Genomic DNA, 23901 nt, shown 5'->3' with positions numbered 1-23901 from the left:
TTGAGGCTTAATCTCGTCCTATGCGGCGCAGGCACCCTTAAAGCCAGTCCGATCTGCGGAAGCGCCAAAAGAGAATGGTACAGAGGCCTAAAATGATCGCGATGACGACGTAGTAGCCATATTCCGTCTTGAGCTCCGGCATGTTCTCGAAGTTCATGCCGTAGATGCCGGCAATGGCTGTCGGCACTGCTGCAATAGCAGCCCAGGCCGCAAGTTGTCGAGTGATCACGCCCTGACGCTGCTGCTCCAGGAGATTGCTCGCCTCGAAGACCGAGGTAATGACGTCCTTCAGACCGCTCGTCGTGGTCTCGACGCGCCGGACGTGGTCGTTCACATCCCTGAAGTATTTGCGCGTCTCCGTATCGATGCACGGCAGATCGAGATGGACCAGTTTTCCGCACACTTCCGACATCGGGCCGAGGACGCGCTGGAAGCGTATGATCTGGCGTCTCAATCGGAAGAGCCGTTTGATTTGATCGCGGCTTAGGAAAGCATCGAGCATACGCTGCTCCATTTCCAGCACATGATCCTCTATTGTCTGCACAACGGGGAGGTACCCGTCGACGATGAAATCCAGCACGCCGTGCAGCACATAGTCCGGGCCGTTCTTCAGCGTTTCGGGCGCTGCTTCAAGCTGCTTGCGCAGCGTGCTGTGGCCGCGATCGGAACCGTGTCTGACGGTGACGACATGGTGATCGCCGATGAAGATCGCCGTCTCTCCATATTCGATAGCGTCGCCATCCAGATGGGCGGTCTTGGTGATGAGGAAAAGTTGTCCATCGTAAATATCGAGCTTTGGAACCTGGATCGGGTTAAGGGCATCCTCTACGGCGAGGTGATGAAGCCCAAAGGTTTTCTGCAGAGCAAAGAGTTCCCGCTCATCGGGGTCGTGCAGACCAATCCATACGAATTCGTTTTTCGTCGTCGGAACAATGCCGTTTTCGATGTCGAAGGATTCCGCCCGCCGACCATCGCGGTACAAATATGATGCAACAATGCTCATTTACGCTCCGCTCAATCCTGCGTCTGCGATCCGGTCATCTCGCGACGCTTAGGCAAGAATGTGCAGTTACGGGCCAAGACGACAAGGCCTCGCGATCACTGCGAGATTTTGATTTTTAGCCATTTATCACGAATGGAACGGTTACCTGCGTCGATCCATTTGCGATCACAGAGGGCAATGCCACTGATATGGAGCACGAAGCCGTACTTCGAACTCAAGGACGCCAGCCGATATCCTCGCCAACAGCCGCCGGCACAGCGAAGTTTGCGACCTGCCACTCGACCTGATTTCCTCCGATCGCGACGCTTATGACATCCGCCGCAAATCGATTCCCGCTGACATCAATCGCTCAACTACCGCAATACAGACAGGGGCAACACCGAATGTCGGTTTGGCTATCCGAAGCGAAGGGCGCTTGATGGTTAGCCGGAACATTCCTCACGAATATTTTCTGCTCGATGCTACCAAGGCAGACGGTCCCGTGGTCGGCCATCTTCGCGCCAAACCAATCGGTTCCGTGGTTATCGACCCGAACGGTGGCCGCTATCGCTTTGTCGGCGTCGCCGCCAGAGACGACCGCGGCAGGCTCGAAGTCATGTCGATCAAACCGGGCGAATGGATCGTTGCGCCTGATCTAGTTTACGAAAAAGCGGCCTAGAACATCCTAGGCATGGCCGCACTGGCAGGGCGAAGGGACACCGTCGGTATCCGCCGGTGTTACGCGTGGAATCTCACCCAACAAAAAGCCGGAAGAGCGATGCCCTTCCGGCTTTTCCTTGTCCCGCTCGAAGCCATTAGGCGGCTTCGGTCGTATGTGCCTTGCGGACTTCGTCGTCCGTCAGGATGCCACTGGCCCGCAACAGGGCAGCAAAGCGGCCGTTGGAGTGGCTGAGCTCCTCGAAGCTGCCGTTCTCGACGATGCGACCATTATCGAGGAACAGCACCATATCGGCTTCGCGGACCGTCGAGAGACGGTGGGCGATGATGAAGGTGGTGCGGTTCTGGCGCAGGTTGTCGATCGCAGCCTTGACACGGGCTTCCGTCTCGACGTCGAGCGCGGAGGTCGCTTCATCCAGCACCAGGATCGGCGCATCCTTTAGGATGGCGCGGGCGATCGCGATACGCTGACGCTCACCGCCGGAGAGCTTGTTGCCGCGCTCGCCGACATGGGTGTCGTACTGTTCGTCGCGGTTCTCGATGAAATCGGACGCGGCAGCGGCTTCGGCAGCACGGCGCATATCCTCTTCCGAAGCGTTTTCGCGGCCGAGGCGAATGTTGTCACTGATCGAGCGGTTCAGCAGGCCTGCATCCTGGAAGACGGTGGCGATATAGCGGCGCAACGACTTGCGCGTGACCTTGCTGATATCGATACCGTCGACAAGGATCTGACCGCTTTGCGGATCGTAGACGCGCTGCAGCAGGTTAACGAGCGTCGTCTTGCCAGCGCCGGTTGGGCCAACGATCGCAACCGTCTGGCCGGCCTTTACCTTGAAGGAGACGTTGTGCAGGCCCTGAGAGCTGTTGGCGAAGCCGAAGGAGACGTCGTTGAACTCGACGTCACCCTTGACGTCCTTGATCTCGCCGTTGCCGGCAGGCTCCTCGCGTTCACGAACGGAATCTTCCAGAACGTAGAAGTCCTCCAGCTTCGAGCGTGCTTCGAAGATCTGCGTAGCGAACTGGCGCATGAGATCCAGGCGGGCAATCAGCAGGTTGGCAAAGCCGATGAAGGCAATGACATCGCCGACGCGCAGTTCGCCGTTCTGGACCAGCACGGTCCCGATGACGAGCACGACCATCATGGCGATCGTCGAGGCCATGCGGTTCAGCGCGCTAGCGAGAGCCCACCAGTCAAGCACCGGATACTGCGCCTGCAGCAGGCGATCGGCAAAGGACTTCAGCGCGCGAGTTTCAGCTTCGATGCGGTTGTAGCTGTGCAGCACCGAGACGTTGCTGATGGAATCGCTGACATGGCCGAAGACGGTATGGTAGTGGTTTTCGACCGAAGCCTGGCCATCCTTCGTGCGGCTCATGACCACGCGGCCGATGAGCCAGTAAGCGATGCCGAGCAGGATCAGGACAGCGGAGAGGCGATAGTCCATCGACATTGCCGTCGGGACGAGCAGGACAAGCGCAATTGCCGTCGAAAGATGGTTGCGCATAAATTCCAGCCACAGGCCAAACAAGGTTTCGCAGGCGCGCAGCAGCGTATGAAGTGCGTTGGACGTACCCCGCTGATGGTGCCAGGAAAGCGGCATGGAGATGATGCGGCCAAAGGCTTCCGTCAGAAGTGTCGCGCGGCGGCCATGGGCCAGCCTGTCGGCTTCGCGCGCGACGAGAACGAAGGCGATGGTGTTGAAGACGGCAAAAGCCGCCCACATCATAAGGATTGGCTTGACCTCGCCCTTGCCGGAAATCGCATCGATGATACGGCCGAACAGGATCGGCTCGGCGATGGTGATCGCCGCCAATACGATGTTCGCTATAACGACGAGGGATACGCGGAGCTTGTAGGCGCCAAGATAGCGCAGGGCTCTTGCATAGACCTTGAATAACGACACGTCGGAACCTCTTTTGCATCTGCGAAAAACGGGATGATGCGATGCTACGAAAAGCTACCTGAACCGACGATTAACGAGGCCTTCAGATTCGGAATCCGGCTTCGAAATTTGTGCATCCTGTCATCGGAAGTGCAACAAGTGACCATCGTTTCTAAATTGTTGCTTAGGCATACAGGGCGACAATTTCCGCTTGCATTACCTGGAGCGTCTAGCGCACCATCCAGTTCGTGAGTTGTAGCTTTTTAAAAAGACCGTTCAGCGGCGGGTTATAAAGCCTGCTCCGACGGCCTCGTTGATTCGGGCAAGGGGCGTTTTTGTGCAAATTCATTCTTTAATTCAATTCCTTATCATTCTCGAAGAAAGCTTCGACGCTGAAAGTGTGATCGGTGAACTCGAAAAGGTGATCCTCGCCGGCGGATTCGACTACTATGGACTGCTTCGTCATCCCAAGCATGGAGACAACCCATGGGGTGTGACCTTGGCCGGCCGCTGGCCAGAAAGCTGGCAGCACGTTTATGCCGCGAAGAAATACGTGCTTGTCGATCCGACCATACGGTATCTTGCGCATGCGCAACGCTCCTTCCGGTGGCGCGACAGTATGGCGGCGTTCAGGGATGATCCGCATTGGCGCCGCATGGAGCAGATGATGGTTGATGCCTATGGCCACGGGCTGGAAGACGGTTACATATTCCCAATCTATGGGCGAAACGGCATCCTTGGCAGCCTCAGCATTGGCGGCAAGCCGACCGAGCTTTCATCGGCAGAGATCTCGCTTTTCGAGACGATCGCCCGCAGGGCCTTCTGGCGGCTGCTTGATATGCGAGGTGAGGCCGCGGTGCTGGAAACAGTGCCGATCAGCGATACGCAGCTGACCCGGCGCGAAATGGAAATTCTGCATTATCTCGCCGAGGGTATGACCTCGATGGAGATCAGCAAGCATTTGAAGATCTCCAATCATACGGTCGACTGGTATATGAATGGCCTGCAGGACAAGCTAAAGGCCAAAAACCGGCAGCAGGCGGTGGCGCTTGCTTTTCGCTATGGCCTGATTACCTAGATTTTGAGAAATTCTGTTTCGCCATAACGGAGGAAATTGAACTTTCTGTAACAGCACGTTAAGAATTCTCTTCGCGGGTGCAGCATGGCCCGTTTTTCGTGCTTTGAGGAGAGTACATTGCCCATATCCAAGATCCTTGTTGCCAACCGTTCCGAAATTGCCATCCGCGTCTTCCGCGCGGCCAACGAGCTCGGCATAAAAACGGTCGCGATATGGGCAGAAGAGGACAAACTCGCGCTGCACCGGTTCAAGGCCGACGAGAGCTATCAAGTCGGACGCGGGCCTCATCTTGCCCGTGACCTTGGACCGATCGAAAGTTATCTCTCGATCGACGAAGTAATCCGCGTCGCCAAGCTTTCGGGCGCCGATGCCATTCACCCGGGTTATGGTCTGCTTTCTGAAAGTCCCGAGTTCGTCGATGCCTGCAATGCTGCGGGCATCACTTTCATCGGTCCGCGGGCCGATACGATGCGTCAGCTCGGCAATAAGGTCGCAGCGCGCAATCTCGCCATTTCCGTCGGCGTTCCGGTCGTGCCAGCCACCGAGCCGCTGCCCGATGATATGGCCGAAGTCGCCAAGATGGCGGCAGCCATAGGCTATCCCATCATGCTGAAGGCCTCCTGGGGCGGTGGCGGGCGCGGCATGCGCGTCATCCGCTCCGAAGCCGACCTCGCCCGTGAGGTGACGGAGGCCAAGCGCGAAGCGATGGCCGCCTTCGGCAAGGACGAGGTCTATCTCGAGAAGCTTGTCGAGCGCGCCCGTCATGTCGAAAGCCAGATCCTCGGCGATACGCATGGCAATGTCGTCCATCTCTTCGAGCGCGACTGCTCCATCCAGCGCCGTAACCAAAAGGTCGTCGAGCGTGCGCCCGCGCCCTATCTGTCGGACGCGCAGCGGCAGGAACTTGCTGCCTACTCGCTGAAGATCGCCGAAGCGACGAACTATGTTGGCGCCGGCACAGTCGAGTATCTGATGGATGCCGATACCGGCAAATTCTATTTCATCGAAGTCAATCCGCGCATCCAGGTCGAGCACACCGTTACCGAAGTCGTCACCGGCATCGATATCGTCAAGGCGCAGATCCACATCCTCGACGGCTTTGCGATCGGCACTGAAGAATCCGGCGTGCCGAAGCAGGCGGATATCCGGCTCAACGGCCACGCGCTGCAGTGCCGTATCACGACGGAAGACCCGGAGCACAATTTCATTCCGGATTATGGCCGTATCACCGCCTATCGTTCGGCATCGGGCTTCGGTATCCGCCTCGACGGCGGCACCTCCTATACCGGCGCAATCATCACCCGTTATTACGACCCGCTACTGGTCAAGGTGACGGCCTGGGCGCCCAATCCGCTCGAAGCCATTTCCCGCATGGACCGCGCCTTGCGGGAATTTCGCATCCGTGGTGTCGCCACGAACCTGACCTTCCTCGAAGCGATCATCACGCACCCGAAGTTCCAGGATAATAGCTACACGACGCGCTTCATCGACTCGACTCCGGAACTCTTCCAGCAGGTCAAACGCCAGGACCGTGCCACCAAGCTGCTTACCTACCTCGCGGACGTCACCGTCAACGGTCATCCTGAAGCGAAGGATCGTCCGCGCCCGTCAGAGGACGCCGCCAAACCGGTCGTGCCTTATGCAGACCACGGCAAGATTGCCGATGGTACGAAGCAACTGCTCGATCAGCTCGGACCAAAGAAATTCGGCGAGTGGATGCGCGATCAGAAACAGGTGCTGATAACCGACACGACGATGCGTGACGGTCACCAGTCGCTGCTTGCCACCCGCATGCGCACCTATGACATCTCCAGGATCGCCGGCACCTATGCACATGCGCTGCCGAACCTCTTGTCACTGGAATGCTGGGGTGGAGCCACCTTTGACGTATCCATGCGCTTCCTGACGGAAGACCCGTGGGAGCGCCTGGGACTGATCCGCGAGGCGGCTCCCAATCTGCTGCTGCAGATGCTGCTGCGCGGCGCAAATGGCGTCGGCTACAAGAACTATCCCGACAATGTCGTGAAATATTTCGTCCGCCAGGCCGCCAAGGGCGGCATTGATCTCTTCCGCGTCTTCGACTGCCTGAACTGGGTGGAAAATATGCGCGTGTCGATGGACGCTGTTGCCGAGGAGAACAAGCTCTGCGAAGCGGCGATCTGCTACACGGGCGATATCCTCAATTCGGCCAGGCCGAAATACGACCTCAAATATTATACGGATCTTGCCGTCCAGCTCGAAAAGGCGGGCGCTCATATCATTGCACTGAAGGATATGGCTGGCCTGTTGAAGCCGGCTGCGGCCAAAGTGCTCTTCAAGGCACTGCGTGAGGCGACCAGCCTGCCGATCCATTTCCATACGCATGATACGTCGGGCATTGCTGCTGCCACGGTTCTCGCTGCCGTGGATGCCGGTGTCGATGCCGTCGATGCTGCGATGGATGCGCTTTCGGGCAATACATCGCAGCCCTGCCTCGGCTCGATCGTCGAAGCGCTGCGAGGTTCAGAGCGCGATCCGGGCCTCGATCCTGAATGGATCCGCCGCATCTCCTTCTATTGGGAGGCGGTTCGCAATCAGTATGCGGCCTTCGAGAGCGACCTCAAGGGACCGGCTTCCGAAGTCTATCTGCACGAAATGCCCGGCGGCCAGTTCACCAATCTCAAGGAGCAAGCCCGTTCGCTGGGGCTGGAAACTCGTTGGCACCAAGTTGCCCAAGCCTATGCCGATGCCAACCAGATGTTTGGTGACATCGTCAAGGTGACGCCGTCTTCCAAGGTCGTCGGCGACATGGCACTGATGATGGTCAGCCAAGACCTGACAGTTGCCGATGTCGTCAGCCCGGATAGGGAAGTTTCCTTCCCGGAATCGGTGGTCTCGATGCTGAAAGGCGATCTGGGTCAGCCTCCGTCAGGATGGCCGGAAGCGCTTCAGAAGAAGGCGCTGAAGGGCGAGCAGCCGTACACGGTGCGCCCCGGTTCACTGCTTGAGGATGCCGATCTCGAGGCGGAGCGCAAGGCGATCGAAGCCAAGCTCGAGCGGGAGGTGAGCGACTTCGAGTTCGCCTCCTATCTCATGTATCCCAAGGTCTTTACCGATTTCGCACTGGCTGCGGACACCTATGGTCCGGTCTCGGTGCTGCCGACGCCCTCCTATTTCTACGGCCTCAAGGATGGTGAGGAACTGTTTGCCGACATCGAAAAAGGCAAGACGCTGGTCATCGTCAATCAGGCGATGAGTGGTACCGACAGTCAGGGCATGGTCACCGTCTTCTTCGAGCTCAACGGCCAGCCGCGCCGCATCAAGGTGCCGGATCGGGCGCATGGCGCCTCGGGGGCCGCGGCCCGGCGCAAGGCGGAAGCTGGCAATGCCGTCCATGTCGGCGCGCCGATGCCGGGCGTCATCTCGCGCGTCTTCGTTGCGCCCGGTCAGGTGGTCAATGCCGGCGACGTCCTCCTCTCCATCGAAGCGATGAAGATGGAAACGGCTTTGCATGCCGAGAAGGACGGTACGATCTCGGAAGTGCTGGTCAAGGCCGGCGACCAGATCGACGCCAAGGATCTGCTCGTCGTCTATGCCGGTTGAGTAGGGGACGGTTGTTTGTCTTCGATATCACCTGATTGTGTACGATCTGACGTCTAAAAAGCTGGTTTTTCTGAGAGTTAGCAGCCTTCTCGCCTTGCCGGGCGAGGAGGCTTTCTCATAGATGTCGGTTCCCGCCACCAGCCCCAAGAGCATTTAGGAAGACATCTCCATGAGCAAGTTGAGGATTGCCGTCATCGTCGGCAGCACACGTATAGGCCGCTTCGCCGAGTATCCCGCCAAGTGGATCGCCGAGCTCGTCAGCCAGCGCTCTGATCTTGAGGTCGAGGTTCTCGATCTTCTCGATTACCCCATGCATTTCTTTGGTGAAGCGCGCGCCACTACTGCGGAAAGCGAGACCGCCGAACGCTGGAAGAAGAAGCTGCGCGAATTCGACGGCTTCATCTTCACCGTGGCCGAATACAATCATGCGCCGACGGCTGTTTTGAAGAACGCGATCGATCTCGGCGAATTCATCCAGAAGCCGGTCGGCTTCGTCGGTTACGGCGGTGTCGGCGGCGCACGCGCGGTCGAGCATCTTCGCCTGGTCTTCGTCGAAATGAGCGCGGCTTCCGTCAAGACCGGAGTCCATATCGCATTCAGCGAATATCTTGCCGTTCTCAAGGACGGTAAGAGCCTAGGCGACTACGCGCATCTCAACGAAGCAGCCAAGAATCTGCTCGATCAGCTCACCTGGTGGGGCAATGCGCTGAAGGCAGCGCGCGCCGTCGCAACGGGCTGATCGAAATGCCAGCAATACCGGGATGGTCGCGACCCGGTATTGCTTCAGATATCGTAGGTATGGGCTGCGTTGATCGTCGAGATGAAGCGCTTGGTGCGCTCCCGCTCCGGCGAATTGAAGATCGCTCTGGCAGTGCCCGTTTCCACCACGCTGCCGGCTTCCAGAAAGACAACGTCATTGGCGATCTTGGAGGCGAGCCTGAGATCATGGGTCGCCATGACCATGGTCGTGCCTTCCCGGGCAAGCTGGCCCAACACATCGACCACTTCCGCCGAAAGCTCCGGATCAAGAGCCGATGTCGGCTCGTCGCATAGCAGGACACGGGGCGAGGGGGCCAGCGCGCGAGCGATCGCCACGCGCTGTTGCTGACCGCCCGAAAGTGTCGAGGGCCAGGCGTCGGTTTTATGCGCCATGCCGACCTTGGTCAGCAGTTCCATGGCGCGCTCGCGTGCCCTTTCCTTCGGCCATTTCAGGACCGTGACCAGACCTTCCATGACGTTTTCGATCGCTGTCTGATGCGGGAAGAGCTGAAAATTCTGAAAAACCATGCCGGTCTGGCGGCGGATCTTCTGGATCGCCTGCCAGCCCACACGCTTGCCGGGCGCGAAGGAGAGCGTCTCTTCGCCGAGGCGGATGGTGCCTGCGGTCGGGATCTCCAAGAGGTTGATGCAGCGAAGCAATGTGCTCTTGCCGCCGCCGGACGGGCCGACGAGGGCGGTGACACTGCCTTCCGGAATGCGGATGCTGATGTCCTTGAGGATGACGGCGTCGCCGAAGCGCTTTTCGATATTGGAGAGCTCGATCATGCATTTGCCTCCAGCATACCGCCGTAACGCGCGAAACGGCGTTCGAGCCGCTGCTGCAGCGCCGAGAGCACGGAACTCAGGACGAGATAGATCAGGGCCGCCTCGATATACAGGATCAGCGGCTCATAGGTGGTCGCGACGATGCGCTGTGCGGCCTGAAAGAGTTCCGGCACAGTGATGGCGGCTGCGAGCGAAGTGTCCTTGACCAGCGAGATGAAAGTGTTCGACAGCGGCGGCACGGCGACGCGAGCGGCCTGCGGCAGAATAGTGCGGCTCATGGCCTGACGCCAGCTCATGCCGATCGAATAGGCCGCCTCCCACTGGCCCTTCGGCACGGAGGAGATGACGGCACGTATAATCTCGGAACTGTAGGCGCCGATATTCAGCGTGAAGCCGATTAGGGCAGCCGGAAAGGCATCGAGTAAGATGCCGATGCTCGGCAGGCCATAGAAAATGACGAAGAGCTGGACGAGCAGCGGGGTGCCGCGGATGACCCAGACGTAGAAGCGGGCAATGACTGCAATCGGCGCCGGGCCGAAGAGACGGGCAATCGCGGTGATCAGGCCCAAGATCAGGCCGAAAGCGAAGGAAAGCAGCGTCAGGGGGATGGTGAAGATCAAACCAGCCCATAGGAGTGAGGGCAGCGATTCCACCATCAATTGGAGCCAGTGCGGCAAGGGCGAGTCCTCAAGAAAAGACGCGTCCGGCAAGGGCTCGCCGAACGCTTTTCCATGCAGCTATAGATGATATGGCGGCAGCGCGAAACCGCCGGGCCAAGGCTTATTTCGAAACGTCCTGGCCGAAGTATTTGTCGGCGATCTTCTGGTAGGTGCCGTCAGCCTTGATGTCGGCAAGCGCCTTATTGATCGCCTCGAGCAGTTCCGGCTCGCCTTTGCGGATGATGATACCGGAGTAATCGGCATTTTCCTGCTGGGCAACAATCTTCACCGGCGCGTCAGGTTTGTGCTTCTTGAAGTCCAGGAAAGAGAGGCTGTCGTTGATCGTCGCATCGGCGCGCTTCGTCAGGACGAGCTGGATCGACTGGTCGAAGCCGTCGGTGCCAACCAGTTCGGCGCCGGCTTCCGTGGCGATCTTGCCGAAATTGCTGGTCAGCGACTGAGCCGACTTCTTGCCCTTGAGATCGGCGAAGGACTTGATGCTGTCGTCGCCGTCGCGAACGATCAGAACAGCCTTGGACGCGATATAGGGTTCGGAAAAGTCGTATTTCTGCTTGCGCGCATCGGTGATGCCGACCTGGTTGATAACAGTGTCATAGCGGTTGGCGTCGAGGCCGGCGATCAGGCCATCCCACTTGCCTTCGACAAACTGGGCCTTCACGCCAAGCTTGGCCGCAACCGCTTCGCCGATTTCGACGTCGAAACCGACGAGCTTGCCGCTTTCGTCATGATAGGTGAACGGCGCGTAAGTGCCTTCCGTGCCGATCTTGAAGACCCCGGCAGACTTAATGGCGCTGAGATTTTCGCCGGCATGGGCGGGCAGAAGAGCTGCAGCCTGAATGAGGGCAGCGGCGGCGACGGTTTTCAACCAGTTCATTGTTCTTTCCATCCTTGGAAGAGGTGTTCAATCGCCGATACATCGCAGAAAATTGCGGCTACGGAAGCGTAGAAAACTGCAAATAAAAGCGGCAACTGCGAATATTTTTCTCAAGCTGCCATTCGAACACCGAATTCAGCTGAAACCGGTATCAGGCAGTGGCCCGATGGTGCAGTCTTTCGCTGACGATGATCAAACCGGCACCGAGGATCATGATGGCTCCGACGACGACATCATGCTCGGAATGTCGGCTCAGATAAAAGGGTGCAAGCACCGAGACCGGTGCCTGACGCATGCTTTCGAAAAGCGCGGACTGGACACAGCCGGCGATGACGCCCGTGCCGATGAGCATGCCGCGTTGCGTCAAGGTCGGGGTCTGCCAGGCGTAGATAACGGCCACGCCGGTCATGATGCGGACGGTCCATAGGCCACGTTTCGCCCTGGCAGTAGCGGCTTGTCTCAAAGCGTCAGAAATCGTGTAATCGCTCACATTGCATGCACGATTATCAGTGTTTATGCTTGATTGGGGGATTGGAAACACTGATCCGGTATAAACATGCAAGATTTCTTACTGCGAGAACGCCAGACGGTTATCTCCGAGAGGCTTAAGACGCATGGCCGCGTGCTGGCTACGGAATTGGCTCTCGAATTCGGCGTCTCGGAAGACACAGTGCGGCGTGACCTGCGCGAGATGGCGGCGGCGGGCCTCTGCGAGCGTGTCTATGGTGGGGCGTTGCCCGTTTCACCGGCGCGCGGGAGCCTAAGCCAGCGCATGAGATTTGCCGCTGACAGAAAGCAGGCTCTAGCGCGTGCGGCGGCGGGCGAAATTGCCGCCGGCATGACGGTTTTCTTTGACGCCGGCAGCACCAATCTGGCGGTCGCCAATGCCTTGCCGACTGATCTTCCGCTGACGGCTGCGACGAATGCGCCCGCGATCGCTGCAGCGCTGATCGAAAAGCCTCGAGTCAACGTCATCCTGATCGGCGGTCTGGTCGATCGCCAGACCGGAGGCTCGCTGGGCGCCAAGGCCCTGCGCGACATGGAGCAGATCTTGCCCGATCTCTGCATTCTCGGCGCCTGTGGTGTCGATCTGGAGGCAGGGCTGACGACCTTCGGCTTCGAGGATGCGGAGTTCAAGCGGTTCGCCACATCCAGGAGCAAGCGGGTCATGGTTGCGGCCACATCGGAGAAATTCGGTACAGCAGCGCCACATAGCGTTTTGCCTGTCGCGCATTGCGAGTGCCTTATCGTGGAGCATGACGCAGATGCCGTCATGCTTGGGGAATACCGTGCACGCGGGTGCCGGACGATCATTGCGGACAAGACGGTCTAAAGCCGTTCCGCCTGTTATGGGGATCGGGCAGGTAGCCTGATCAAGAGGAAAGACAAGGAAATGGACACTAATGTGAACGCGGCTCGAGGGGTACGGAGTGGCTTCATCACCAGAAGCAGGGTTGCGGTCTCGCTGCTCTTTCTCATGAATGGTTTCGTCGTCGGATGCTGGGCGCCGAAGATTCCTGACTTCGCAGAACGGCTAGCGCTCACAAAATTCGAGCTCGGGTTGATGATCCTCGTCTTCGGTCTCGGATCGCTGGTCATGATGCCGGTCGCCGGCGCGCAAATCGCCAAGCATGGCTCGCGCGTCGTCGTGCGGGTGCTGGCCCTCTGCGTATTGCCGATGCTCCTGGCACTGACACTGGCGCCCAATGTCATCGCCGGAGCGATTTCGCTCTTCCTGTTCGGCGGCTTCATAGGCGCGATGGACGTGGCGATGAATGCCAATGCGGTGGCCGTGGAAAAATCCATGCGCCGCGCCATTATGTCGTCCTGCCATGCCTTCTGGAGCCTTGGCGGCCTCATTGGTTCCGGTCTCGGCGGCCTGGTGATCTCCAAACTTGGCATTCTCGGCCATGCGGAACTGGCAACTGTTCTGGCTGCCATCTTTCTTGCCATCGCCTGGCCGATGATCCTGGCCGACCCGCCGCATCCCGAAGATAAGAAGGAAAAGACCCGGTTGCCGATGGTGCCGCTGCCATGGCTGCTCGGTCTGATGGCCCTGTTCTGCATGGTGCCGGAAGGCGCAGTGCTCGACTGGGGTGCGCTTTATCTTCGGCAGGAAATGGAGGCATCCGTCGCGCTGTCCGGCTTCGGCTTTGCAGCCTTCTCGGCGACCATGGCGATCATGCGCTTTGCCGGAGATCTGGTTCGCGACCGTCTTGGTGGTGTGAAAACACTACGCATCTGCACGCTGTTTGCGATCGCCGGCATGTTGCTCGCGAGCCTTGCACCGAATGCCGAGATCGCCATCCTTGGCTTTGCGCTCTGCGGCATCGGCATTTCCAACATGGTGCCGATCGCCTTTTCGGCGGCAGGCAATATTCCCGGCCTGAAGCCCGGTATCGGCATCTCCGTCGTTACGACGATGGGGTATTCTGGCATGCTGGTTGCACCCTCGGTCATCGGCTTCGTCGCCGAGCATGTCAGCTTTGCGGCCGTTTTCATGGCGCTGCCGGTGCTGCTACTGGTGGTTCTCGCCTTCTCCCGGCTCGCACATTATGCCGACGGCGTCTCCGGAGGCGGTCACTGAACCGCCTCCAAACAAAAGTGATATGCGGGGCGGTTGACAAGCTCGCAGGCTTGATCCACCTGAAAGGCTCTTTTTTCCGGGTGTAAGAGCTCTTCATGTCTGCTTTCGATTTCGATCCGAAACCGCGCCGCGCTTCCGTTGCCGTCGATGTCGGCGGCGTCATCGTCGGCGGCGGCGCGCCGGTCGTCGTGCAATCCATGACCAATACCGACACGGCTGATGTGGATTCTACGGTCGCCCAGGTGGCCGCCCTCCATCGTGCAGGCTCCGAGCTTGTCCGTATCACTGTGGACCGCGATGAGAGCGCAGCTGCCGTGCCGAAGATCCGTGAGCGCCTGCTGCGCCTCGGCATGGATGTGCCGCTGATCGGAGATTTCCACTATATCGGCCATAAGCTGCTCGCCGATCACCCGGCCTGCGCCGAAGCGCTGGCGAAATACCGCATCAATCCGGGTAATGTCGGCTTCAAGGACAAGAAGGACAAGCAGTTCGCTGAAATCATCGAGATGGCGATCCGCTACGACAAGCCAGTGCGTATTGGCGTCAACTGGGGTTCGCTCGACCAGGAATTGCTGACGCAGCTGATGGACAAGAACCAGGCCGAAGGCTCGCCGCTTTCGGCCCGGCAGGTAACGCGCGAGGCGATCGTGCAGTCGGCCCTGCTGTCTGCCCAACTCGCCGAAGAGATCGGTCTGCCGCGCAATCGTATCATCCTGTCGGCCAAGGTGAGCCAGGTTCAGGATTTGATTGCCGTCAACTCGATGCTTGCGGAACGCTCCAACCACGCGCTGCATCTCGGCTTGACCGAAGCCGGCATGGGCACGAAGGGCATCGTCGCCTCGTCGGCCGCCATGGGCTATGTGTTGCAGAACGGTATCGGCGATACGATCCGTATTTCGCTGACGCCGGAACCTGGCGGCGACCGCACCCGCGAGGTGCAGGTGGCGCAGGAATTGCTGCAGGTCATGGGCTTCCGTCAGTTCGTGCCGGTTGTTGCGGCCTGTCCGGGCTGCGGGCGTACGACCTCGACCGTCTTCCAGGAACTTGCGCAGAACATCCAGAACGACATTCGCAAGAACATGCCGGTCTGGCGCGAGAAATATCCGGGCGTGGAAGCGCTCAATGTCGCGGTCATGGGCTGCATCGTCAACGGACCAGGCGAAAGCAAACATGCCGATATCGGCATCTCCCTGCCTGGCACCGGTGAAACACCAGCCGCTCCCGTCTTCATCGACGGCAAGAAGGCTTTGACGCTGCGTGGCCCGAATATCGCCTCGGATTTCGAAGCGCTCGTCATCGACTATATCGAGAAGCGTTTCGGTCAGAAGACGGCAGCGGAGTAATCGTGCCGCCTTTCCGTCTCAGCTCTTGCGATCTGCGATGAAGCGGGCCGTCGCTTTCAGCATCGCAGCATGCTCGCCATAAGGGTGAAGCAGTTCCTCGGCATCCTCGACATGCTGGCGCAGCTGTTTTTCCGCCCACTCCATGCCATGAAGTGCAACGAGCGTTCCCTTGCCGCGGGCGGCATCCTTGCCGGTCGCCTTGCCCATCGTCTTGGTATCGGAGGTCAAGTCGAGGATATCGTCGGCAAGCTGGAAAGCGAGGCCGATCTTCTCGCCGAAACGGCGCAGGCGCTGCCGCTCTTCCGAGGAAGCACCTGCAATGATGGCGCCGGCTTCGCAAGCAAAGCGGATCAAGGCGCCTGTTTTCATCGCCTGCAGGCGGATGATGCCGGTTTCATCGGGCGCGTGTTTTTCCGCTGCGAGATCGAGTATCTGGCCACCGGCCATGCCGCCGAGGCCTGCGGCGCGGGCAAGCGCCAAAACGAGCTCCGTCTTGCTCCGGTCCGGCAGATCCGTTTCCGGGGCAGCAATGATATCGAAGGCGTAGGTCAACAGACTGTCTCCGGCCAGAATGGCGGTCGCCTCGTCGAACTTGATATGCACCGTCGGTTTGCCACGGCGCAGGTCGTCATCGTCCATGGCCGGCAGGTCGTCGTGGACGAGCGAATAGCAGTGGATGCATTCAAGTGCCGCACCAACCCGCAGAGCTGCCTGCCTATTGCCGCCGAGAAGTGTGGCTGCTTCCACGACAAGGAAGGGGCGCAGACGCTTGCCGCCATTGAGCACAGCGTAATGCATGGCGTTGCGCAAAAGGTCGGGGCGGGCGATCTCATCTGAAAGAACGGTGGGAGAGAGCAGCGCGTCGAGCAGCGCCTCGATCTCGGTGGCGCTGTTTTTCAACCGTATCTCGAATGTTTCCCGTTTCGCGTCCATGCGCGCTCTTTGGCACGGCGGAACCGCTGCTGGCAACGGAATTGTAGATCACTGCACCAAGATTTCCGCTCCGCTCTGGCAATGCAGGTTTTCAGGCGGTATGACAACGGCAGGGCGAAAACGGACTGGGACATTGGATATAGTGCCGGAGACAATGGAGAGCGCCGAGGCGCCGGTTCGCCGGCGCTGGTTTGGAGACCGCCAGGTGCTGAAGGGCATCGTTCTTGCTGTGCTGGCCCTGCTGCTTTTGCCTTATGTCCTGATTTTTCTCTACCTGCTGCCTTTCATCCATCCGGTTTCGACGCTGATGCTGCGCGATCTCGTGCTTCTGCGTGGTTACGACCGGCAGTGGGTCTCGATCGACGACATCGCGCCAGTTCTCGTCCAGTCGGTCATGATGTCGGAAGACGGGCAATATTGTTTCCACGGTGGCGTCGACTGGGGCGAAATGCGTATGCTGGTGGAAGATACTCTAAAGGGCCAGGAAACGCGCGGCGGCAGCACCATTCCCATGCAGACGGCGAAGAATCTCTTCTTGTGGAATAGCCGCTCCTTCATTCGCAAGGGACTGGAGCTGCCGCTCGCAGTCGTTTCCGATTTTGTCTGGTCGAAGCGGCGGTTGATGGAGATCTATCTCAATATCGCCGAATGGGGGCCTGGCGTTTATGGTATCGAGGCGGCTTCGCAATATCATTTCAAGGTGCCGGCCTCGAAGCTGACGCGCCGGCAGGCATCGCTTTTGGCAGTTTCGCTGCCGAACCCGATCGGCCGCAATGCCGGAAAACCCGGCCGGGGCCTACGCCGACTGGCCGTCGTCATCGAACGGCGGGCACAGGGCTCCGGCGATTACATCAAGTGCATCTATGACTGACATCAGAACTTGTCGTTGGAAGCGGCAAGCGTCATCTGACATTCTTGGTTCTGCCATAAGGGCGAGCGCAGTACCAACGAGAGCCCTTGAGTCGCCCCATGACCACCACAATACTTTCGCCCGAGCTTCTCCAATATTCGAAGACCCATAATCCCGCTCCGCCAGCGCATTTAGGCACTCGTTATCGCCAGGTCGGGGGATTTTTACCGGAGCAGGGCAACACGATCGTCTGCCACCCGGTGAAAGGCTCGGAAACTCAGCAGGCCCTGATCGAGGCGCGTGAAAAATATCTGACGATGCCTGAGGCACCAAAGTTTCTCTTCACGCCGATCACAAGCCTCCACATGACGCTTTTCGACGGGGTAATCGAGACGGAGCGCAAGCAGGATCGCTGGCCTCATGATATTCCCCTCGATACGCCAATGAATGATATGACGGAGCTTTTGGCGGCTCGGCTCGAAGGCTTCTCCATGTTCGATCCTTTCAATGTCGCTATCGTTGAAGCCCGTCCTTCCGGTTTGCTGCTTGAGGGCGCAACAGAAGGTGACCGAAGGGTGATGCGCGCCTGGCGCGATGCATTCGCCAAACTCCTGGGTTTTCGTCAGCCCAACCATGAGGAGTATAAATTCCACATGACCTTCGCCTATGCGATGGAGCGGCTGGAAGATGAAGCATTGCCACGCTGGCAGGCGATGCTCAACGAAGTTGTTGAAGATATCCGCCGCGCTGCTCCTGTGCTGGAGTTCAACCCGCCGGCCTTCTGCGTGTACGAAGATCTGAACCATTTCCACGAACTGCTGATCTTCGATTTCGAACCCTGACAGGAACGCATCATGGACAAGCTTACGCTCTACATTGCCAACAAGAACTATTCGTCCTGGTCCTTCCGGCCATGGATGGCGCTGACGGGCGTCGGCATTGATTTTGAGGAAGTGCTGATCCCCTTCGATTATCCAAACGGCAATCCCAACATCAAGGCTGTCTCGCCGAGTGGCCATGTGCCGGTGCTGCAGCACGGCGTGCTGAAGATCTGGGAATCCTTCGCGATCATCGAATATGCGGCGGAGCTCTTTCCTGAAGCCGGATTGCTGCCTGGCGATCGTGGCGAGCGGGCGCTTGCCCGTTCGGTTTCCATGGAGATGATGTCGAGCTTCCGGGCGCTGCGCAGCGCTTGCCCGATGAACATCCGTCGGCCGAGGGGCAAGATCGCGCTGCCTGACGGGGTTTCGGCGGACATCAGCCGGATCGAGACGATCTGGCGCGATCTGCTGCAGACGTCCGGTGGGCCATTTCTTTTCGGTGAATTCAGCGGAGTGGACGCGATGTTTGCGCCTGTCGTCAACCGCTTCGACATTTATGATCTTGTCAGTCACGACGATATACTGGCCTATATAGGTACGATGAAGGTACATCCAGCCTGGCGGAAGTGGGAGGAAGCAGCCCGCGCCGAGCCCTGGATCGTGTCGGAAGACGAAGTTTGAACAGGGAATCATCGGCATCGCAAAAAATACATATGGGGACTGGTCAAGACCGCCCCTTGCATGTATAAGCGCGCAAAATTTCCGAAATCGCGACATGTCCGTTTCGGCCGCCAGTCTGGCCGTGGACATGTTTTGCCCGCAAGTGGAGTAAGAGAAATGGCTGTACCGAAGAGAAAAACGAGCCCGTCCAAGCGCGGCATGCGCCGTTCGGCTGATGCGCTGAAGGCTCCGACCTACGTCGAAGACAAAAACTCCGGCGAACTGCGCCGCCCGCACCATATCGATCTGAAGACCGGCATGTACCGTGGCCGTCAGGTTCTGACGCCGAAGGAAAACGCATAATTTCTTTGCGGTATTTCCGATAGCGTTCCAAAGGCTGGCTCGACGCCAGCCTTTTTCTTTTCAAGTTATTGCAATCTTCGATGCCTTGAAGCGGGGCAGCAATGTCAGGCAGTATTCCCGAGAGCCGGGGGAGATTGTTCTGTATGATGACCGTAACACCGCTGATGGTTATTCCGTTTATTCTTTACAATCTGGCGATGCTGGGTCTGATGGGCGGTGGCGGAATTCCCGCGCTCCAGCATGATGTAATCGTGCTGTCGATGCTTTCGGGCGCCATCTGGAGCATGGCGCTCGGCGATCTCTTCATCGTCGTGGCGCTTGTTGTTCTCTTCCTCGAGATCCTGAAGGCGACCCGGAACGGTTCCGGCAGTCTGATCAATCACACGCTGTCGATGCTGGTCTTCATCGTCTTCCTGGCCGAGTTTCTTCTCGTCCAGGATGCGGCGACCCAAGTCTTTTTCATTCTGATGACCATTTCGCTGATCGGCGTGGTCGGTGGCTTTGCGGTGTCAATCCGCAGCGCCGACCGGGACATCTCCATCGGCCTATAGGCTGTCGAGCTTGTTCTGCAGCGCGCGAAGCTGTTCCTTCAGTTCGTCGATGTCCTTGGCCTCGGCCTTGCGGGTTTCCTTGGGCGGTGGCGTCATGAAGGGCGAGAACATTTGTATGGCCTGCTGGAACATCTCGGTGTTCCGGCGCACCTGGTCCTCGATCATCTGCATGGGAAGCTGAAGGTTTTTCCCGAGCGGCGTTTCGCCGAAGGCGCGGTTCACTTGCTCGCGAATCTGTGACTGCTGCTCTGTGAAGGCGCGCATGGAATGCTCCAGGAAGCTTGGAACGACCATTTGCATTTGGTCACCATAATAGGTGATCAGCTGACGCAGGAAGGAAATAGGAAGGAGCGTGTTACCGGTTTTCGATTCCTGCTCGAAAATGATCTGGGTCAATACCGAATGTGTGATGTCGTCACCGCTTTTGGCGTCCTGAACGACAAATTCCTCCCCCTTCTTCACCATCTCCGCCAGGTCTTCCAGTGTCACATAGGTGCTGGTGCCTGTATTATAGAGGCGGCGATTGGCATATTTCTTGATTACGATTTGACCCTCGGTCTTCGCCATATCAGTCTCCCGAACCCCGTCTGATTGTATGGATACTCCTCCACCTGTGACTGTAGACGCAAAAGAAGGGCGGTGACAATCTCTTTGTGCGATGCGGCAAGCCCTTTCCCTGTACGGATAAATCCATTCGAGGGCACCGCAGCAAACGGTGGAAGAGTCTTGGCATTTGACTCGGGCCTGCAGCTTTGTCAGTTTCCGCTTATATGTGTGACGAGAAACGAGGAAACCATCCCATGAGCAGTTCATCCATCGTCATCGCCAGTGCAGCGCGCACCGCTGTCGGTTCGTTTAACGGTGCTTTCGGCACAATTCCTGCTCACGAGCTTGGCGCGGCTGCCGTCAAGGGCGCGCTGGAGCGGGCAAATGTTTCTCCAGAAGAGGTGGACGAGGTCATCCTTGGCCAGGTCCTGCAGGCCGGGGAGGGTCAGAATCCGGCCCGCCAGGCGGCGATGAAGGCCGGCGTTCCCAACGAGGCGACAGCCTGGAGCGTCAACCAACTTTGTGGTTCCGGCCTGCGTGCCGTCGCACTCGGCATGCAGCAGATTGCGCTTGGCGATGCGAAGATCATCGTCGCCGGCGGCCAGGAATCCATGTCGATGGCGCCGCACGCAGCGCATCTGCGCGGCGGGGTGAAGATGGGCGACATGAAGATGGTCGATACCATGATCAAGGATGGTCTGACCGACGCTTTCTATGGCTATCATATGGGCATTACCGCAGAGAATATCGCGCGCCAATGGCAGCTTTCGCGCGACGACCAGGACCAGTTTGCGGTCGGCTCGCAGAACAAGGCCGAGGCCGCGCAAAAGGCCGGGCGCTTCAGGGACGAAATCGTTCCTTTCGTCATTCAGGGACGCAAAGGCGATGTAACCGTCGATTCTGACGAATACATCCGCCACGGTGCCACGATGGAGGCGATGGCCAAGCTGCGGCCCGCCTTCGACAAGGACGGCACGGTGACTGCGGCAAATGCTTCCGGCCTCAACGATGGCGCTGCTGCGGCCCTGCTGATGAGCGAAGCGGAAGCGTCGCGACGCGGGATCCAACCCCTTGCCCGTATCGTTTCCTGGGCAACGGCCGGTGTCGATCCGCAAGTCATGGGAACCGGCCCGATCCCAGCCTCCCGCAAGGCGTTGGAAAAGGCCGGCTGGTCTGTTGGCGACCTCGATCTCGTCGAGGCCAATGAGGCATTTGCAGCTCAGGCCTGCGCCGTCAACAAGGATCTCGGCTGGGATCCTGGCATCGTCAATGTCAATGGCGGCGCGATCGCGATCGGTCATCCTATCGGCGCTTCGGGTGCGCGCGTCCTCAATACGCTGCTCTTCGAAATGAAGCGTCGCGGTGCCAAGAAGGGTCTGGCCACTCTGTGCATTGGCGGTGGCATGGGCGTCGCGATGTGCTTTGAGGCAATGTAAATAGCGTGCGATGCATATTGAGGCCCGCCTGAGAGCGGGGGAACAATAACAGGGGAGCGGAACATGAGCAGGGTGGCTCTGGTCACTGGGGGTACACGCGGCATCGGCGCGGCGATTTCGATGGCGCTCAAGAATGCCGGCTATAGGGTTGCCGCCAACTATGCCGGCAACGACGAAAAGGCGAGGGCATTTCACGATGTCACCGGCATTCCGGTCTTCAAGTGGGACGTGTCCGACTATGTCGCCTGTGGTGAGGGTATTGCGAAGGTTCAGGCTGAGCTTGGCCCGGTCGAGATCCTCGTCAACAATGCCGGCATCACGCGCGATGTGATGTTCCACAAGATGACACCGCAGCAGTGGCACGAAGTGATCAATACCAATCTCACCGGCCTCTTCAACATGACGCATCACGTCTGGAGCGGCATGCGCGACCAGAGCTTCGGACGCATCGTCAATATCTCCTCCATCAACGGCCAAAAGGGCCAGATGGGGCAAGCGAATTATTCAGCCGCCAAAGCCGGCGACCTCGGCTTCACGAAGGCCCTCGCCCAGGAGGGTGCTATCAAGAATATCACCGTCAATGCTATCTGCCCCGGCTATATCGGAACGGAGATGGTGCTTGCCGTGCCGGAAAAGGTGCTGAATGAGAAAATCATTCCGCAGATCCCGGTCGGGCGCCTCGGCGAACCGGAGGAGATCGCGCGCTGCGTGACCTTCCTCGTTTCCGATGATGCCGGTTTCATTACCGGTTCGACGCTGACGGCCAACGGCGGACAATTCTTCGTCTGAGCTTGCTTCCCCGCCTGCGGGTTGCCGGCGACGTCACAGGAACCTGCAACCGCACCACGGGCGGCAAGAGCAATTGTGTTGAGGGCGTAGAGCCAGCGAACGGCACTCAGACAGCTGCCGCTACGTTGCTTACGTTTTGATGGTATCAAGCGTTTGGATGATGCCGTCGATTGGTCTTGATGGGCACCTTCTGAACAGCGTGGTCTTGACCGCGAAGCGCAGCGATTGCCGTCGTGAGAAAGGCCGTGGCAATCAAGACGGCGACGGCAAAATTCAGCAGAATCTGAGCCATAGCGCGTTCCTTTTCATCTGTGGCAGACATATGTTCCACCCATACAATCTTGAAGGAAATATGCGCCCAGCCTCGGCGGCGTGGTAGATTTGACTTCAGCGACCAATCGTCAACGCCACGTTGACGATAAAAACGACGCAAGAAAACGGGCGCAGAAGCGCCCGTTCAAATTTCCGATGGACCGGGTGTCGATTAGCGGCAACGCGCCTCGTAGCGGCGACCGTAGCGGTCACGGTAGATGCAGTAGCCCTGGCGCTCGACTGAATGGCCGATGAGAGCGCCGGTCAGACCGCCAGCGACTGCGCCGACTGCTGCGCCACCCCAGCTGTTGCTAACGGCGCCGCCGATGATGGCGCCTGTGCCGGCGCCGATCGCCGTGCCCTGCTCCGTCGGGGTGCAGGAGGCGAGAGCGCCGATAAGGGCGCAGCTAAGAACGATCTTTTTCATGTCTAACTCCCCAGGTTGCCGGCCTTTAAATTCGGCCCATCAGTACAAGAATGATGATGATGACGAGAACTAACCCTAAACCACCGGAAGGTCCATAGCCCCAACCACGACTATAACCCCAATTTGGCAAGGCGCCGATCAATAGCAGAATAAGGATAATAAGAAGTATCGTGCCGAGCATGGTGTTTGTCCTGCCTCATCCTCATTTCAACTGGACTAGAAACACGCATCGTCGATTTTTGTTCCCGGCTAATCTCGCGGAAAATCACGGCGACGTTATCAGTCGTTTCTCCAGAGATGAGTTTAGCCGGTTCGCCAAAAGCCAAGTCGGCGAAGAATTCTGCCGTCTTTTGTTTCTATGGTTAAAAACCTATTTGAATACAATGGGTTGTGGTGAACAAAGCGGGAAAACAGTGATGTCTCCGATTCGTCAGCGATTCGTTCCGGCTTTGATCGTCCACCGGTTTGGGACCGGTCCGGGGCTAAGGCATCGTAAATTCGGCATGTAAAAGATTAACGCATTTGGTGCTTTAGGTCGGCTCCGTCGAGTCGGTAGAACTGCATCTTGGTGGCGACAGCAAAGGGCGCACAAGATCTCGCCGTGAACGAAAAGGGAATGTTTTGATATCAGCGATTCGTCTCTGATTCGTTCCGGCTTTGATCGAAGGGTTAATTTTGAGTCGGATCTTGCTGTCTTACAGTTCAGCGAGATGCCGTGATCGCGGTTGAAGGAATCTGCTTGCCGGTGGATCTTCCGATTCAGCATATAGTGTAAAAAAACGATTCAAAATCAATACTTAGCCGTGAACGAAAGCTGAATCTGCCTGAGTCAGCGATTCGTCTCCGATTCGTTCTCAGACTGTTCCGAATCTTAAATCAGGGACTTAGCAGACTGTGACTTCGATGCTCAATCCGAGCTCAATTTCAATTCTGCCCTTGCGTTTGAAGCTTCGGCTGTCCATGTGTTCTGTGCTTCACCCGCAG

Annotated in this window: 24 protein-coding genes and 1 pseudogene; 14 read left to right on the top strand and 11 right to left on the bottom strand. The window is 58.3% G+C overall.

Annotated features, from left to right (window positions below; translation table 11 throughout):
• Positions 1-37: 37 nt before the first annotated feature.
• The gene (locus FHX08_RS24495) at positions 38-1003 is read right to left on the bottom strand and encodes a magnesium and cobalt transport protein CorA (protein ID WP_132655990.1); all 966 of its coding nucleotides are present in this window, start codon (positions 1001-1003) and stop codon (positions 38-40) included.
• A gap of 418 nt (positions 1004-1421) precedes the next feature.
• Here FHX08_RS24495 and FHX08_RS24490 point away from each other — a divergent pair, with 418 nt between their 5' ends.
• A complete protein-coding gene (locus FHX08_RS24490; RefSeq protein ID WP_184327715.1) occupies positions 1422-1661 on the top strand; it encodes a hypothetical protein in 240 nt (79 codons plus the stop codon).
• A 136-nt stretch (positions 1662-1797) separates the two neighbouring features.
• On the opposite strand, the gene FHX08_RS24485 is transcribed toward FHX08_RS24490, so the two are convergent.
• Entirely contained in the window at positions 1798-3561 is a 1764-nt protein-coding gene (locus FHX08_RS24485) for a glucan ABC transporter ATP-binding protein/ permease (RefSeq protein WP_184327714.1), read from the bottom strand.
• Positions 3562-3877: 316 nt separating this feature from the next.
• On the opposite strand from FHX08_RS24485, the gene FHX08_RS24480 reads away from it, so the two are divergent.
• From FHX08_RS24480 to FHX08_RS24470, 3 genes are all read left to right on the top strand, one after another.
• On the top strand, positions 3878-4618 hold the full coding sequence (locus FHX08_RS24480) for a LuxR family transcriptional regulator (RefSeq protein WP_132655986.1): 741 nt from the start codon (positions 3878-3880) through the stop codon (positions 4616-4618).
• A 117-nt stretch (positions 4619-4735) separates the two neighbouring features.
• Entirely contained in the window at positions 4736-8200 is a 3465-nt protein-coding gene (gene pyc / locus FHX08_RS24475) for a pyruvate carboxylase (RefSeq protein ID WP_132655984.1), read from the top strand.
• Positions 8201-8369: 169 nt separating this feature from the next.
• On the top strand, positions 8370-8939 hold the full coding sequence (locus tag FHX08_RS24470) for an NADPH-dependent FMN reductase (protein WP_132655982.1): 570 nt from the start codon (positions 8370-8372) through the stop codon (positions 8937-8939).
• 44 nt (positions 8940-8983) lie between these two features.
• On the opposite strand, the gene FHX08_RS24465 is transcribed toward FHX08_RS24470, so the two are convergent.
• The 4 genes and pseudogenes from FHX08_RS24465 to FHX08_RS24450 all read right to left on the bottom strand — a co-directional run.
• The gene (locus FHX08_RS24465) at positions 8984-9745 is read right to left on the bottom strand and encodes an amino acid ABC transporter ATP-binding protein (RefSeq protein ID WP_132655980.1); all 762 of its coding nucleotides are present in this window, start codon (positions 9743-9745) and stop codon (positions 8984-8986) included.
• On the bottom strand, positions 9742-10422 hold the full coding sequence (locus FHX08_RS24460) for an amino acid ABC transporter permease (protein ID WP_132655978.1): 681 nt from the start codon (positions 10420-10422) through the stop codon (positions 9742-9744). Before FHX08_RS24460 ends, FHX08_RS24465 begins: the two co-directional genes overlap by 4 nt.
• Before the next feature lie 103 nt (positions 10423-10525).
• Positions 10526-11299 (bottom strand): amino acid ABC transporter substrate-binding protein, encoded by a 774-nt coding sequence (locus FHX08_RS24455; RefSeq protein WP_132655976.1) that lies wholly within the window; start codon positions 11297-11299, stop codon positions 10526-10528.
• Between the two features lie 151 nt (positions 11300-11450).
• Positions 11451-11711, bottom strand: a pseudogene (locus FHX08_RS24450) (EamA/RhaT family transporter); the annotation flags it as partial.
• A 144-nt stretch (positions 11712-11855) separates the two neighbouring features.
• Between FHX08_RS24450 and FHX08_RS24445 the strand changes: the two are divergent.
• The 3 genes from FHX08_RS24445 (at position 11856) to ispG (ending at position 15229) form a co-directional block, all read left to right on the top strand.
• A complete protein-coding gene (locus tag FHX08_RS24445) occupies positions 11856-12632 on the top strand; it encodes a DeoR/GlpR family DNA-binding transcription regulator (protein ID WP_132655974.1) in 777 nt (258 codons plus the stop codon).
• A 60-nt stretch (positions 12633-12692) separates the two neighbouring features.
• Complete coding sequence (locus tag FHX08_RS24440; RefSeq protein ID WP_132655972.1) at positions 12693-13886, top strand: MFS transporter; 1194 nt, start codon at positions 12693-12695, stop codon at positions 13884-13886.
• Positions 13887-13981: 95 nt separating this feature from the next.
• Positions 13982-15229, top strand: a complete 1248-nt coding sequence (ispG, locus tag FHX08_RS24435; protein ID WP_184327713.1) for a flavodoxin-dependent (E)-4-hydroxy-3-methylbut-2-enyl-diphosphate synthase — start codon at positions 13982-13984, stop codon at positions 15227-15229.
• 18 nt (positions 15230-15247) lie between these two features.
• Here ispG and FHX08_RS24430 read toward each other — a convergent pair whose 3' ends face one another.
• Positions 15248-16162 carry a polyprenyl synthetase family protein gene (locus FHX08_RS24430; RefSeq protein WP_132655968.1) on the bottom strand — a complete coding sequence of 305 codons (915 nt, stop codon included), beginning with the start codon at positions 16160-16162 and terminating at the stop codon, positions 15248-15250.
• Between the two features lie 133 nt (positions 16163-16295).
• On the opposite strand from FHX08_RS24430, the gene mtgA reads away from it, so the two are divergent.
• The 5 genes from mtgA (at position 16296) to FHX08_RS24405 (ending at position 19407) form a co-directional block, all read left to right on the top strand.
• Positions 16296-17033 (top strand): monofunctional biosynthetic peptidoglycan transglycosylase, encoded by a 738-nt coding sequence (mtgA, locus tag FHX08_RS24425; RefSeq protein ID WP_132655966.1) that lies wholly within the window; start codon positions 16296-16298, stop codon positions 17031-17033.
• 98 nt (positions 17034-17131) lie between these two features.
• Positions 17132-17854 carry a DUF1868 domain-containing protein gene (locus FHX08_RS24420; protein WP_184327746.1) on the top strand — a complete coding sequence of 241 codons (723 nt, stop codon included), beginning with the start codon at positions 17132-17134 and terminating at the stop codon, positions 17852-17854.
• A gap of 12 nt (positions 17855-17866) precedes the next feature.
• Positions 17867-18514: a glutathione S-transferase family protein gene (locus FHX08_RS24415; RefSeq protein ID WP_132655964.1), complete on the top strand. Its 648-nt coding sequence runs from the start codon at positions 17867-17869 to the stop codon at positions 18512-18514.
• Between the two features lie 156 nt (positions 18515-18670).
• The gene (gene rpmF, locus FHX08_RS24410) at positions 18671-18856 is read left to right on the top strand and encodes a 50S ribosomal protein L32 (protein WP_026186748.1); all 186 of its coding nucleotides are present in this window, start codon (positions 18671-18673) and stop codon (positions 18854-18856) included.
• 143 nt (positions 18857-18999) lie between these two features.
• The gene (locus tag FHX08_RS24405; RefSeq protein ID WP_132655962.1) at positions 19000-19407 is read left to right on the top strand and encodes a hypothetical protein; all 408 of its coding nucleotides are present in this window, start codon (positions 19000-19002) and stop codon (positions 19405-19407) included.
• Here the strand turns inward: FHX08_RS24405 and phaR are convergent.
• Entirely contained in the window at positions 19402-19974 is a 573-nt protein-coding gene (gene phaR / locus FHX08_RS24400; protein WP_132655960.1) for a polyhydroxyalkanoate synthesis repressor PhaR, read from the bottom strand. The genes FHX08_RS24405 and phaR overlap by 6 nt on opposite strands.
• Before the next feature lie 233 nt (positions 19975-20207).
• Here phaR and FHX08_RS24395 point away from each other — a divergent pair, with 233 nt between their 5' ends.
• Both FHX08_RS24395 and FHX08_RS24390 read left to right on the top strand, forming a co-directional pair.
• Positions 20208-21389 (top strand): acetyl-CoA C-acetyltransferase, encoded by a 1182-nt coding sequence (locus tag FHX08_RS24395; protein WP_132655958.1) that lies wholly within the window; start codon positions 20208-20210, stop codon positions 21387-21389.
• Positions 21390-21452: 63 nt separating this feature from the next.
• Complete coding sequence (locus FHX08_RS24390) at positions 21453-22178, top strand: beta-ketoacyl-ACP reductase (RefSeq protein ID WP_132655956.1); 726 nt, start codon at positions 21453-21455, stop codon at positions 22176-22178.
• A gap of 145 nt (positions 22179-22323) precedes the next feature.
• Here the strand turns inward: FHX08_RS24390 and FHX08_RS24385 are convergent, their stop codons facing one another.
• From FHX08_RS24385 to FHX08_RS24375, 3 genes are all read right to left on the bottom strand, one after another.
• Positions 22324-22470 carry a hypothetical protein gene (locus FHX08_RS24385; RefSeq protein WP_165911938.1) on the bottom strand — a complete coding sequence of 49 codons (147 nt, stop codon included), beginning with the start codon at positions 22468-22470 and terminating at the stop codon, positions 22324-22326.
• Between the two features lie 192 nt (positions 22471-22662).
• Positions 22663-22917, bottom strand: a complete 255-nt coding sequence (locus tag FHX08_RS24380; RefSeq protein WP_132655954.1) for a YMGG-like glycine zipper-containing protein — start codon at positions 22915-22917, stop codon at positions 22663-22665.
• 25 nt (positions 22918-22942) lie between these two features.
• Entirely contained in the window at positions 22943-23098 is a 156-nt protein-coding gene (locus FHX08_RS24375) for a DUF3309 family protein (protein WP_017962528.1), read from the bottom strand.
• Positions 23099-23901 lie beyond the last annotated feature (803 nt).

The sequence above is a fragment of the Rhizobium sp. BK529 genome, assembly GCF_014194105.1.
Taxonomy (GTDB): domain Bacteria; phylum Pseudomonadota; class Alphaproteobacteria; order Rhizobiales; family Rhizobiaceae; genus Rhizobium.
This window is presented reverse-complemented; position numbering and strand designations above follow the sequence as displayed.